Raw genomic sequence first — 13374 nt, 5'->3', positions numbered from 1 at the left:
CTATTTTGTACCTGGAATTAATTCTAAAATACTTTTTATAGACATGCACTGTTCTGATGCTCTTACAGAATTTTGATCTTCCAATATCATAGTTGCCACTTTGACCATAGACGGATAAGCAGCTCTAAGCATATGATTGGCATAAATAACAATATTTACTCCCAATTCTATAAATTCCTGCTCTGTAACATGATTATAAGTTGATGGTACCACGACTATAGGAGTGACTTTATCCTTTAGTCTAAATTGTCTTACAAAATCGAATATGTCATCCCCAGTCGTATGTTTACTATGGATCATTATACCATTCGCTCCAGCTAGAATATAAGCGTGTGCACGCTCTAAAGCATCTTCAACTGTTTTGCCAAGAATAAAGCTCTCAATTCTTGAAATAATCATAAAATCTTTAGTAACCTGCCCTGCTTTTCCCGCCTTTATTTTTTTACAGAAACCTTCTATGCTCTCCTGCTTTTGGAGCACTGAGGTTCCAAACAAAGAATTCTTTTTCAAACCTGTTTTATCCTCTATAATAACTGCAGATACCCCGTTTCTCTCCAATGTTCTTACGGTATATGGGAAATGCTCTAATTTCCCTCCGGTATCGGCATCATATATAACTGGTTTTGTTGTACACTCCAAAATATCAACCAAAGAGCTTAAACGTTTTGTTGTATCAACGGTCTCTATATCAGGTTTCCCTTTAGACGTAGAATCTGTTAAACTGCTCGACCACATACCATCAAACTCCAAAATATGGTCGTTTTTTTCAATGGAAAGGTTCTCTATAATTAATCCTGTTAGTCCATTATGTGACTCCAATATTCTAACAAGGGGTTTAGCATTAATTAAGCGCCTTAACGATTTTAATCGAATTTCTGGTGTTGTCCCTATGGTTCTATTATTTTCAATTATCATTGAAGAATTAACTCCTAAAGTATAGGGTATCTCAATAACCTCCCCGTCAACACTAGCCATATATTCAATCACATTTTTTCTAATTTCAAATAATGAGCCACTTTTCCAATCATCGCCATGAATAATCGCATCAGGTTTATATGTCTTCAAATTTGGTAAATAACTCCATTCATTTTGAGGCACAACTTTATAAACCCCTTTTATATTTGATATGACTTTTAATCTTTGATTATAATCTAAGATTGGAAGCGGCTTATGATTAGCAATGGCCTTATCTGTTAATAAACCGACAAGAACTTTTCCATGTTTAGCTCCTTCATTAATAATATTGATAATTCCTGGATGAATAGCATCTGCCGTCATCCCTAGGTATATAGTTTTCATGTCCTTACTAATCTTTATTATAATTATTTACAACCTGTCGTTGCTTACCAGACGCTAAGGGCGGTATCTCGTCGATGTACTCAATTTTTATACTACTATCACTTCCCATAACTTCTTTAAATTCTTCAATTAACCTATTTTCGTAACTAAACTTCTTTTCGGTATTTAACTTAAATAAATAGTCTTTTTTAGTCTCCTGAATAAATTGAAACTGTTTTAAAGAGTTATACTTTTTCATTATACCACCAATAACAAATGAAGAGATTAAATCTCCGTTAGTATTGTATACAATATCTTGCCTTCGACCTTCAACCTGCTTAAAAACTGGGATTCCTTTATGGTTAATATCAATACTCCCTATGTCCCCTGTGTCATACCTTATAATAGGCATACAGTAATTAAATAAGTCAGTAATTACAATCCTTCCAACATCACCTGCCTTAACAGCAACATCTTCATCAAATTTTAAAATCTCAAAAAAATAACTTCCCCAATTAACATCGAAGGCATATCTTTCAATTAAATTTTGCTGGGCAAAAATGCCGTTTTCTGCATTTGAATACCTTGAAACCACAGGTATTTTAAAATACTTTTCTATCGATTCTTTTGTGTATTCATTTAAGCCTTCTGAGTTTGAAATAATAGAACTCAAATTACAGTTTAATGGTTTAGATTTAGTTTTGTCTAAATATTTACATATCGCTTCTAAAGTAGAGGCATAAGACAAAATCCCCTTTTTACTTTTATCATTTACTAACCAGTTAATAAATTCTGATATTTTATCATCCTTCAAATTCGATACATTTTGCATCTTAATATTTTGAGCCCATGATGAAAGTCGTCCTTTTCTATTTTGATCTGTCCATACCCGCATAAAAACTAATTTCTGGCCAAGATTATAGCCACTCAGTTTTGCAAAGAATATAGTGTCAGCAATATTTCGTCTTCGCTTTTCAATATCCTGGTATAAGACAAATGGTGTCCCTGTAGAACCGCTTGAGGCTACTTTAAAACTTTTCTCTAATAAATACGATTCAGATTTAAACTTTTCAAAGTTATCTTTTATCAAAGATTTATCAATAACAGGAAAGTCTTGTAAAGATTTATAATTTTTATAAGATTTATAAAATGGCGTCGTAGAAATCGCATGACTAAGTAAGTCATCAAGATTTTGCTTCCTTAAAGTATTAGATTTATCTGAATGATAATTCTCATAGATGTATTTGATTTCTTTAAAGTGTCTTAGCATCTTTCCACCTTTAAGGAAATCCATACTCCAAAACACCCTATTTCTAAGTGTTTCAAAAAAAATCATACAATATTCAGGGTTATGCAGTTTGGTTAATAATAGCAGTTAAAATATAAGTCAATAAAATCTTACCTTAAAAAAAAATCTTTGAAAAGCACTATTTATCAGTTGATTAGGATAATGAAGTATTAATAATTATGATGTTTTTTTGGCGATATGATATCTTTTAAAGTATTAAATTCTATTTTTGTTCAAAATAAAATAACTTATGATTACTTCAGATCAAATTAAAGATCTTAACTCCCGCCTTGACAAACTAAGGCACTATCTTTGACGTAGATGTTAAACTTATAGAAATACAAAACGAAGAAGAGCAAACGTTCGACCCCAACTTCTGGAATGATCCAAAAGCTGCAGAGGTGATTATGAAATCACTTCGAGTTAAGAAAAAATGGGTTGAAGACTATAATAAAATAAAGACCCTAATTGAAGATTTAGAAGTTCTTTATGAGTTTTATAAAGAAGGAGAATCTACCATAGAAGATGTTGAAGGTCTATATAATGAATCTGCGAATTTGCTTGAGGATATTGAGTTTAAAAACATGCTATCTGAAGAAGGTGACAGCTTAAGTGCTGTTTTACAAATTACAGCTGGTGCTGGTGGTACAGAGAGCTGTGATTGGGCCAGTATGTTAATGCGTATGTATTTAATGTACGCAGAAAAAAGTGGATTTAAGGTAAAAGAACTTAACTTTCAAGAAGGAGACGTTGCTGGTATAAAAACGGTTACTTTAGAAATTGAAGGCGATTTTTCTTTTGGCTGGTTAAAAGGTGAAAACGGTGTACACCGATTGGTGAGAATTTCTCCTTTTGATAGTAATGCCAAACGACACACAAGTTTTGCTTCTGTTTATGTATACCCATTAGTTGATGATACTATTGAAATTGATATCAATCCGGCTGATATAGAAATCACAACGGCCAGATCTAGCGGCGCTGGAGGTCAAAATGTAAATAAGGTTGAAACTAAAGTGCAACTAACCCATAAACCAACCGGTATTCAGATCTCATGTTCAGAAACAAGATCACAACACGATAACAGGTCTCGTGCTTTGCAAATGTTGAAATCACAGTTATATGAAATCGAGCTTCAAAAGCAATTAGCACAGCGTGAAGATATTGAAGCAGGTAAAATGAAAATTGAATGGGGAAGTCAGATTCGTAATTATGTGATGCATCCATATAAACTGGTAAAAGATGTAAGAACAGCTCATGAAACTGGTAATGTTGATGCGGTCATGGACGGAAATATAGACGAGTTCTTAAAATCTTATTTAATGATGATGGGGCAAAAAGTAGAAGACGATAATCAATTATGAGTAAAATAGATACTATAATTTTCGACCTTGGAGGGGTTTTAATAGATTGGAATCCCGAATATGTTTATTTAGATGAATTTAACGGAGACCGCGAAAAGATGCAATGGTTCTTTGATAATATTTGCACAAATGATTGGAACGAAAATCAGGATGCAGGATACCCTATGGCTAAGGCTACAGAAGAACGCGTGGCTCTTTTTCCAGAATATGAAACCCTAATAAGAATGTTTTACGGAAGATGGGTAGAGATGTTAGGTGAAGCAATAACAGGTACTGTAAATATTCTTAAAAGACTTAAAGAGTCTAAAAAATATAAAGTTGTTGCTTTAACCAATTGGAGCGGTGAGACCTTCCCTATCGCTTTAGATAAATTTGAATTTCTACATTGGTTTGAAGGTATTATTGTCTCTGGTGATGAAAAAACAAGAAAACCTTTTGATGCCATTTATAACCTGACTCTAGATCGTTTTAGTATCACTGCCGAAAATTCGATTTTTATTGATGACAATTTAAGAAACATTGAAGCAGCTAATGCTTTAGGAATTAATGGCATTCGGTTTAAATCTCCTGAACAACTTATTCAACAATTAAAAAAATATAATATTCACTTATAATGATAAAAATATACCATAACAACCGCTGTAGTAAATCGCGTTGCGGATTAGAGATACTTGAAAAATCTGGTAAAGAATTTGAAATAGTTAAATACTTGGAAGACGTTCCTAATAACAAGGAATTAAAAGCCATAATAAAGTTATTAGATATAAAACCTATAGAATTAGTTAGAAAGAACGAATCCATTTGGAAAGAGACATTCAAAAATAAAGATTTAAGTGATGAAGAAATCATTACTGCAATGGTTGAAAACCCTAAACTAATTGAACGTCCGATTATTATAAATGGTAAAAAAGCTATTATTGGTAGACCTCCCGAAAAAATACTAGATATTATCTAATACTTGATGTTCATATTAACACAATTTTAACCATCCTTCATTAAACCTTAAGTTACTTTTACTGTTTAAATAGTAAACGTAATTAATGAACAAATTTATTTCAACTAGTCTGATGTTTTTGCTGAGCATCCTCGCGACTTATGCGCAACCAAAAAACAATACGGAATCAATAATACAAAAGGATGTTATAATAACTGGTAAAGTACTCGATAAAGAGACTAAAGACCCTCTTGAATATGCGACAATTTCATTTTTTAATAAACGTAAAAACAGAATTGTAGCTGGCGGTATTACTGATATTAATGGAGCGTTTAGTATTCCCGTTCCTAAAGGTACCTACGATATTTCAATTGAATATATTTCGTTTATAACACAAACAATTCTAAACAAAAAAATCACATCCAATATAAACCTCGGAGTCTTTTCTTTAGAAATTGATCTAGAATCGCTTGATGAAGTTGAAATAATAGCTGAACGCACTACTGTTGAAATAAAACTCGATAAGAAAATATACAATGTTGGAAAAGACCTTACCGTTAGTGGTGGCTCCGTTAGTGATGTTTTGGATAATGTACCATCAGTTTCTGTAGACGGAGAAGGCAATGTAGCGCTAAGAGGAAATGACAATGTTCGTATCCTTATAAACGGTAAGCCTTCAGGCTTGGTTGGCTTAAGCTCAACTGATGCACTAAGGCAACTCCCTGCTGAATCTATTCAAAAAGTAGAAGTTATAACATCTCCTTCTGCCAGATATGAAGCTGAAGGAACTGCGGGTATCTTAAATATTATTTTACGTCGCAGTAAATTACAAGGACTTAATGGTTCTGTAACAGCTAATGTCGGACATCCAGATGCAGCTGGTCTTTCAGGAAATATAAACTACAGAACTGGAGATATCAATTTTTTTAGCACGACCACATATAGATATAATGAACGCATAGGTCACTGGTACAACAATGTTAAATATAATGATATAAACACGCCTGATTTAGATGAAAAAAGAAACTGGACAGATATACAAAAAGGCATAAATACCAATACGGGATTAGAATGGTATATAAATGATTCAGCTTCATTAACTACATCTGTAGTATATAGTAATAACAATAATGATGATCGTTCTGTTAATAACCTCATACAATTAGATAAAAATACAGGTACGACTACTAGAAGTCTCAGGTTAAATCCAGAAATAGGAGATAACGAAACGATACAGTATGCTGCCAATTTCATGAAAAATTTTAAGGATAGTGATCATAAATTAACCTTCGATTTTCAATATGAAAACACCAATAATGACAAAAATTCGATAATAAACCTTAATGGTATAGAGACCGAAATGGTCGCTAATTTTGAAGATCAAACACAAATATTATTACAAAGTGATTACGTTTTACCTATTGGTGAAAAGAGTCAATTTGAAATAGGATACCGTGGCGATTTTAGTAACAATTCAACTGATTTTAGAGTAGATACATTAAATGTAAACACCAATGAGTTTGAAGCAAATAAAAATCTTACCAATATTTTTAATTTCAAACAATATTTAACCGCTGCGTATGTTCAGTTTGGTAGCAAAATAGATAAATTTTCATATCTACTAGGGTTACGTCTTGAAAATACGAAAACAACCATAGATCAACCTACCTCTGGTGACTTTAAAAGAAAAAACCTTACTGGCTTATTCCCTACTGTTAATCTAAATTATGAAATAAGCGACGATGAAAGCGTTACCATAGGTTATAACCGAAGATTAAGAAGACCCAGAGGTTTTATGTTAAATCCTTTTCCTTCTAGATCGAGTATAACTAATGTATTTCAAGGTAATCCAGATTTAGACCCGACATACACCGATAGGTTTGAATTGGGGTATTTAAATAAGTTTAATAAATTTACATTGAGCTCAGCCTTATACTATGCTTATTCTACAAATGTGATGACCTTTGTGAGTAGAAGAACTGGTGAAACTGTTATTATAGAAGGTGAAGAATTTCCAGTTATTGAAAGGGGGCCTGTAAATTTAGCAACCGATAACCGTTATGGTTTTGAATTTAATTTGAATTATAGTCCATCTAGAAAATGGCGTATTAACACCGATTTTAACATTTTTAAATTTGAAAGGGATGGTAGCTTTAATGGCGTTAATTTAGAAGCAAACAATTTAACTTGGTCAGCCAGATTAACCAACAAATTAACACTGCCTTATAAAGTAGACTGGCAAACTAATATAAATTATAGAGGTCCGAGTGAAGATGCACAAAATAATAGAAAAGGTAGGCTAACTACTAACCTGGCATTTAGTAAAGACCTATTTAAAGAAAAAGCTTCTGTAGCGTTTAATATTCGAGATTTATTCAATAGCAATATTTTCAAAAATCATATTACAGCAGAAACGTTCACTGCAGATCAAGAGATTCAATTTAGAGGAGGCCGTACATATAACTTATCTTTTACTTATAGGTTTAACCAACAGAAAAAACAAGAACGCAATGGTGGTTTTGATGGTAACGGTGGTGTAGAAATGTAATAATACCATTTCTCATGTGGTATTACCAACTCAAATCAAAATCAATAAAATGGACAGGCAGATTCTCACGTCGCGCTTAGGCACTCCTCAGAATGAATGACAACAAAGCATAAAAAAAGGAAGCTAATTTAGCTTCCTTTTTTTATTCATATAGATTATCAAATAATGTTATGAATTTTGACGTTTTGCTTTTTTCTCTTCTCTAATTTCTTTTAATCTTTCAATTAAAGAACCTCCTATCCAATAAGGAATAACAAAAGTTAATAAGAATATCATTAACCAAAATCCTATAGTTAGTATGGTTAAAAAAGCTAAAAATCCTAAATATTGATCAAAATCAAACATAATTGTAAGTGTGTCTTTTAAAAAATCTTATGCAAAGATAATGCAAAGCTATTTGTTACACAATATCAAATTAAAATTTATTAAGGATACGCTTTAATTTAAATTGGGTTGTGGTGTCATTCTTAAATAAGGCTTCACTTCCTTAAAACCTTTTGGGAAGATGTCTGGAATGTCTTTTGTTTCAACAGCAGGAACAACAACGCAATCGTCTCCATTATTCCAATTTGCTGGAGTTGCCACTTTGTGATATGCTGTTAACTGTAGAGAATCGATAACACGTAATAATTCATCAAAATTTCTCCCGGTTGAAGCTGGATACGTTATGGTTAATTTTACTTTTTTATCATTTCCAATAACAAAAACAGATCGTACTGTTAAATTACTATCCGCATTAGGGTGAATCATATCGTATAACTCAGATACTTTTCTATCTTCATCTGCTATAATAGGAAAGTTAACTGTTGTTTCTTGTGTTTCGTTAATATCATTAATCCACCCATGGTGTGAATCGATACCATCTACACTAAGAGCTACAACTTTTACATTGCGCTTATCAAATTCTGCTTTGTATTTTGCTACTGTTCCCAATTCGGTAGTACAAACGGGGGTATAATCTGCTGGGTGTGAAAACAAAACGCCCCAACTATCTCCTAGCCAATCATGAAAACCTATAGTCCCCTCCGTTGATTCTGCTGTGAAATTTGGAGCGACGTCCCCTAATCTAATTGCTGCCATAATTATGATTTTTAAGTGTTTATAAAATTAATTTTGTATGGATGGATATTCCATTTTTTCTAATCCTTTACAAGATACAACTTTTACAATATCTATTTTAAATAACCGTGTTAGGTCAGTGTTAAAAAAGTCTTTAAAAAACTAACATATATCATATTAAAAAGCATCTTAAAACGATTAACTTTGTAACTTAAATTTAATCATTAAAGAGATGAGTTACAGAATAGAGAAAGATACTATGGGTGAGGTTAAAGTTCCTGCTGATAAGCTTTGGGGAGCTCAAACTGAACGATCAAGAAACAATTTTAAAATTGGAACTTCTGCTTCTATGCCATTAGAAATAATTTACGGGTTTGCGTATCTAAAAAAAGCGGCGGCATATACGAATAGCGAACTTGGCGTTTTGTCTGTTGAAAAACGTGATTTAATCGCTAATGTTTGCGAAGAAATATTAGAAGGTAAACATGATGATCAATTTCCTTTAGTTATATGGCAAACGGGTTCGGGAACTCAAAGTAATATGAATGTTAATGAGGTGATTGCCAATAGAGCGCATCAAATAGCAGGAAAGGTCATTGGAGAAGGAGAAAAAACGATTCAACCAAATGACGATGTTAACAAATCACAATCTTCTAACGACACCTTCCCTACTGGTATGCATATAGCTGCATATAAAAAAGTGGTAGAAACTACAATACCTGGGGTAAAACAATTACGCGATACTTTAAAAAAGAAATCAGACGATTTTAAAGCCGTTGTGAAAATTGGGCGTACTCATTTAATGGATGCGACACCGCTTACACTTGGGCAAGAGTTATCCGGTTATGTTGCCCAATTAGATTATGGTATTAAAGCCTTAGAAAACACCTTACCACATTTAAGTGAATTAGCACTAGGTGGTACTGCGGTTGGAACAGGATTAAACACCCCTAAAGGATATAGCAAGCGTGTCGCAGAATATATTGCAGAGTTTACAAATTTACCATTTGTAACAGCTCCAAATAAGTTCGAAGCTTTAGCTGCTCATGATGCTTTGGTAGAAACTCATGGTGCATTAAAACAATTGGCTGTTTCTTTAAATAAAATCGCTAATGATGTTAGAATGATGGCTTCAGGGCCTCGTTCTGGCATTGGAGAAATTATTATCCCAGCCAACGAGCCTGGAAGTTCTATTATGCCTGGAAAAGTGAATCCAACTCAATGTGAAGCCTTAACCATGGTCTGTGCTCAAGTTATGGGTAACGATGTGGCAATATCTGTTGGTGGTCTGCAAGGACATTACGAATTGAATGTATTTAAACCTGTAATGGCTGCAAACGTTTTACATTCTGCACAATTAATTGGTGATGCTTGTGTTAGTTTTGATTTGAATTGCGCTATAGGTATAGAACCCAATAAAGAAGTTATTACTAAATTATTAAACAATTCTTTAATGCTTGTAACAGCTTTGAATACAAAAATTGGTTATTATAAAGCTGCTGAGATTGCTAATACTGCACATAAAAATGGCACAACTTTAAAAGAAGAAGCTGTTAATTTAGGCTATGTTACTGCTGAAGATTATGATGCTTGGGTGAAGCCAGAAAACATGGTTGGGAGCTTAAAATAAATTTGGATTAATACACTATATAAAAAAACAGGTAATTATATTACCTGTTTTTTTTTGGTTGGTTAGCTATCAATCCTTTTATTTTACAATTAAAAGGAAATCTTTTCAAAGATATAATTTAACATAAGAATGATAATTAACAAATGTTAATTGCCATCAATTTTTTTTCTAATTCTACTTAATTGCACTGGTGTTATACTCAAATATGAAGCGATATGATATTGTGGAATTAAATCATCTACTCTAGATATTTTCTTTCTTAATTTTAAATACCTCTCTGTTGCATCCATAGAAATAAACTCCAATTGCCGTTCTTCATATCTAATAAAAATACGTTCTAAAACTTTGCTATACAGGTTACTAATATGAATATCTTCACTGCAAAGTTTTGTGATTTCTTCGAAATTTACTTCGTATACTTTACATGCTGTAAGTGTTTCGTAAGTTAACTTAGAAGGTGCTTTTTTAATCAAAGCCGTAAGTGATCCAACAAAACTAAAAGGCATAAAAAAATTCTTATTGAACTCTTTTCCTGTTTCAGAACTAAGGTAAGCTCGTATAATTCCAGATACAAGCATATAAATTTTACTAGGAATCTCTCCAGGGCGGTCTATTTGAACACCTTTTTCAATTTTTTTAAATGTTGATATACTTGCAAGTTTATTAAATGTTTCTTCCGAAACATCCAAAAAAGAATTTAAAAAAATCACATTGGGATCCATCTTTTATAGTTTTAAAGTTGCCTCAAACACATTTGGAACGCACATTGTAATTGTGTCGTTTTAGAATATACTGAAAAGTCGGTTAGTCTATTAATATAAGTAGTATTTCAGTATATTCTAAAATAACACCTTCTTCGCCATTATCTATTAATTTCTCTATAATTAGCAAATAAACTTGTTTAGATGCACCATTCTATCTCCTTTTTGACAACTCAGAGCAGATTATTCTATGAAAGTTATTTTTTATGACAAATCACAATAGCATTTTTTTGTAGGTTAAATTTTTAGCTTAACTAACGTTTTTTCCTATTCTTTTAGACTATAAGTAAAACCAATTATATCCAAACACATTAAGACCTAGACTATGCATGGTCTCTATATACTTTTATAAAACTAAATTTAATGCAAAAAAAAATCGCCTAAAAATTACTTTTTAGACGACCTCTTTGCTCTTAAGTGTTATATATAATTTACTTTAAAGTAAATTCAGAGCTTGAAACTAAATCTTTTTCGTTAAAAACATTTACAATATAACGTCCTTTTTCAAAACTATTTTTTCCTTTTGATGCTACAAATTCACATATATTAAGACTAGCATTCTCATAGTTAAACTTACTAATAATACTATAACTTAATGTTTTGTCATTAAACTGAACTTGCGCATTTAAACCCAAAGTATTGTTTTTAGGATCTATAACCTGCACATATAATTCTTGGTCTCCAGCTTGAACTAATCCATTTTTAGCAACAGTAAAACATACTCTAATTTTATCTGTACGAGTAGCTCTCTCTGTCGGTATTAATTTACCAGAAGTTCTTTCAATAACTCCAAACCCTTTTAAACCAACTGTATTTAAAACTGCTGCATTTTCAACAACTTCAGCTAAAGCATTGTTTTGAACTAATAAAGAATCAGTAAACATATTACGCTCCTCTAAACGCACACGAGTACTGTCTAAAGACGTTGCTAAATACGAGTTTTCAACTCTTAAAGAATCATTTTGCGCTAATAATACATCCATTTCTTTTTGTAAAGACTGGTACTTCTTTTTATACCTCCATAAACTTCTTACGTTTGTTTCAGAAATTTTTAAGGAGTCTATTAAACCTTGAATACGAGATCTAGCGTCTGTTAAGTTTTTGTTTGCTACATCATTTTCACTAATAGCCACATCATATTGTTTTGCCATAGCGTTTAAATCGTTCATAACCAATTGCTTTTCTTCAGTTAAGTCTTTTTGTATCTGATTACTGCTCTTATACAAGTTCATTGTATAAAACCCAGTTCCTAAAAATAAAACTAATGCAATTCCTAATCCTACTTTAAGCCCCATATTACTCTTGCTGTTTTCCATAATTACTTGTTTTTAAAAATTTAGTGTTATTCTAATTTTAATAGTTTATTTTTTTAAATGCCATAAATAAATAATGATGTATTTTTAGTGCTCAAAAATTTATTTACTCAAATGGATAAACTAGTTTTATTTAAAAATTCTTCACGAAATAAATTATTAAACAAACGCCTTGGTGAATCCAAATTTGGTCAATATACTAAAATATTAACCAGCATTTCCAATATATACGAACAACTTAAAAATTTGGATGTTATGTATGTAATAATTGGTTTACCCGAGGATGTTGGAGTGCTTGCAAATCACGGAAAATCAGGAACTTCAAAGGCGTGGAACGCTACCCTTAAAGTTTTGTTAAACATTCAAAGCAACCAGTATACACAGGCTGACAAAGTTTTAATTTTGGGACATCTTGACTTTTCTTCGGAAATATCAGAAGCTTCAAGGTTAGATCTTTCTAAGAAAAAGGATATTTTAAAAGCCAGAAAAATAGTTTCAAAGATTGATAACCATGTAACATATATTATAAACCAAATAATTTTAGCTGGAAAAAAACCAATCATTATTGGAGGCGGACATAACAATGCCTATGGAAATATTAAGGGCACATCTTTAGCACTAAACAAACCGATTAATGTTATTAATTTTGATGCACATTCTGATTTTAGATCAGAGGAAGGGAGGCATAGCGGAAATGGATTTAGCTACGCCTACGCAGAAGGATTTTTAAAAAACTATTTTATTTTCGGTTTACACGAAAATTACACTTCGGATAAATTATTTAAGACCTTGAATAAATTAAAATCTATAGAATACAATACCTTTGAATCTTTAGAAATTAGAAAAGAATTAGAATTTAAAGAAGAATTAGAACGTGCTTTGAATCATATTTCTAATACACCATTTGGTATAGAAATAGACTGTGATGCAATCGAAAACATTCCGAGTAGTGCCATCACTCCTAGTGGTTTTAGCGTTAACAAAGCCAGACGATTTTTAAGCTTTTTTGCCAAACAAGATAATGCCTGTTATTTACACATTTGTGAAGCCGCTCCTAATAAAAAAACAAACATTATGGTTGGTAAACTCATCTCCTATTTAATTACCGATTTTATTAAAGCTCATAAGAATTAATTTTTTCTAAAAAAAAGTTAATTGACAGCTAATAATTTAATAAATGTAGTATTTTAGTTCTGACTAAT

The 13374-nt window shown here is 31.9% G+C and carries 12 protein-coding genes; 6 read left to right on the top strand and 6 right to left on the bottom strand.

The features are described 5' to 3' along the window. Both aepX and Q4Q47_RS16040 read right to left on the bottom strand, forming a co-directional pair. Entirely contained in the window at nucleotides 1-1299 is a 1299-nt protein-coding gene (gene aepX / locus Q4Q47_RS16045) for a phosphoenolpyruvate mutase (protein WP_303307650.1), read from the bottom strand. A gap of 7 nt (nucleotides 1300-1306) precedes the next feature. Continuing rightward, on the bottom strand, nucleotides 1307-2614 hold the full coding sequence (locus tag Q4Q47_RS16040) for a CoF synthetase (RefSeq protein ID WP_303307649.1): 1308 nt from the start codon (nucleotides 2612-2614) through the stop codon (nucleotides 1307-1309). A 202-nt stretch (nucleotides 2615-2816) separates the two neighbouring features. Here Q4Q47_RS16040 and prfB point away from each other — a divergent pair. From prfB to Q4Q47_RS16020, 4 genes are all read left to right on the top strand, one after another. Continuing rightward, nucleotides 2817-3927 (top strand): peptide chain release factor 2 gene (prfB, locus tag Q4Q47_RS16035; RefSeq protein ID WP_303307648.1). Its coding sequence is split into 2 segments (ribosomal slippage): nucleotides 2817-2879 and nucleotides 2881-3927, totalling 1110 coding nucleotides; the frame shifts between segments, so codons are not numbered across the junction. After that, the gene (locus Q4Q47_RS16030; protein WP_303307647.1) at nucleotides 3924-4541 is read left to right on the top strand and encodes an HAD family hydrolase; all 618 of its coding nucleotides are present in this window, start codon (nucleotides 3924-3926) and stop codon (nucleotides 4539-4541) included. The genes prfB and Q4Q47_RS16030 overlap by 4 nt, the downstream gene beginning before the upstream one ends. Continuing rightward, complete coding sequence (gene arsC, locus Q4Q47_RS16025; protein ID WP_303307646.1) at nucleotides 4541-4882, top strand: arsenate reductase (glutaredoxin); 342 nt, start codon at nucleotides 4541-4543, stop codon at nucleotides 4880-4882. Before Q4Q47_RS16030 ends, arsC begins: the two co-directional genes overlap by 1 nt. Before the next feature lie 85 nt (nucleotides 4883-4967). Then, nucleotides 4968-7409: a TonB-dependent receptor domain-containing protein gene (locus tag Q4Q47_RS16020; protein ID WP_303307645.1), complete on the top strand. Its 2442-nt coding sequence runs from the start codon at nucleotides 4968-4970 to the stop codon at nucleotides 7407-7409. 168 nt (nucleotides 7410-7577) lie between these two features. On the opposite strand, the gene Q4Q47_RS16015 is transcribed toward Q4Q47_RS16020, so the two are convergent. Next, the gene (locus Q4Q47_RS16015; protein WP_162880248.1) at nucleotides 7578-7754 is read right to left on the bottom strand and encodes a hypothetical protein; all 177 of its coding nucleotides are present in this window, start codon (nucleotides 7752-7754) and stop codon (nucleotides 7578-7580) included. Nucleotides 7755-7847: 93 nt separating this feature from the next. Then, nucleotides 7848-8489: a peroxiredoxin gene (locus tag Q4Q47_RS16010; protein ID WP_303307644.1), complete on the bottom strand. Its 642-nt coding sequence runs from the start codon at nucleotides 8487-8489 to the stop codon at nucleotides 7848-7850. A gap of 211 nt (nucleotides 8490-8700) precedes the next feature. On the opposite strand from Q4Q47_RS16010, the gene fumC reads away from it, so the two are divergent. Next, on the top strand, nucleotides 8701-10098 hold the full coding sequence (fumC, locus tag Q4Q47_RS16005) for a class II fumarate hydratase (protein WP_303307643.1): 1398 nt from the start codon (nucleotides 8701-8703) through the stop codon (nucleotides 10096-10098). Between the two features lie 146 nt (nucleotides 10099-10244). Here the strand turns inward: fumC and Q4Q47_RS16000 are convergent, their stop codons facing one another. After that, nucleotides 10245-10820: a Crp/Fnr family transcriptional regulator gene (locus tag Q4Q47_RS16000; RefSeq protein WP_303307642.1), complete on the bottom strand. Its 576-nt coding sequence runs from the start codon at nucleotides 10818-10820 to the stop codon at nucleotides 10245-10247. Between the two features lie 470 nt (nucleotides 10821-11290). Next, on the bottom strand, nucleotides 11291-12175 hold the full coding sequence (locus Q4Q47_RS15995; protein WP_303307641.1) for a chromosome partitioning protein ParA: 885 nt from the start codon (nucleotides 12173-12175) through the stop codon (nucleotides 11291-11293). Nucleotides 12176-12286: 111 nt separating this feature from the next. Between Q4Q47_RS15995 and Q4Q47_RS15990 the strand changes: the two genes are divergently transcribed. Beyond that, nucleotides 12287-13306: a formimidoylglutamase gene (locus tag Q4Q47_RS15990; protein ID WP_303307640.1), complete on the top strand. Its 1020-nt coding sequence runs from the start codon at nucleotides 12287-12289 to the stop codon at nucleotides 13304-13306. Nucleotides 13307-13374: the final 68 nt, after the last annotated feature.

It is taken from the genome of Flavivirga spongiicola, assembly GCF_030540825.1.
Lineage (GTDB): Bacteria > Bacteroidota > Bacteroidia > Flavobacteriales > Flavobacteriaceae > Flavivirga > Flavivirga spongiicola.
Note: the sequence above shows the minus strand (reverse complement) of the source record. Positions and strands in the feature narration are given on the sequence as shown.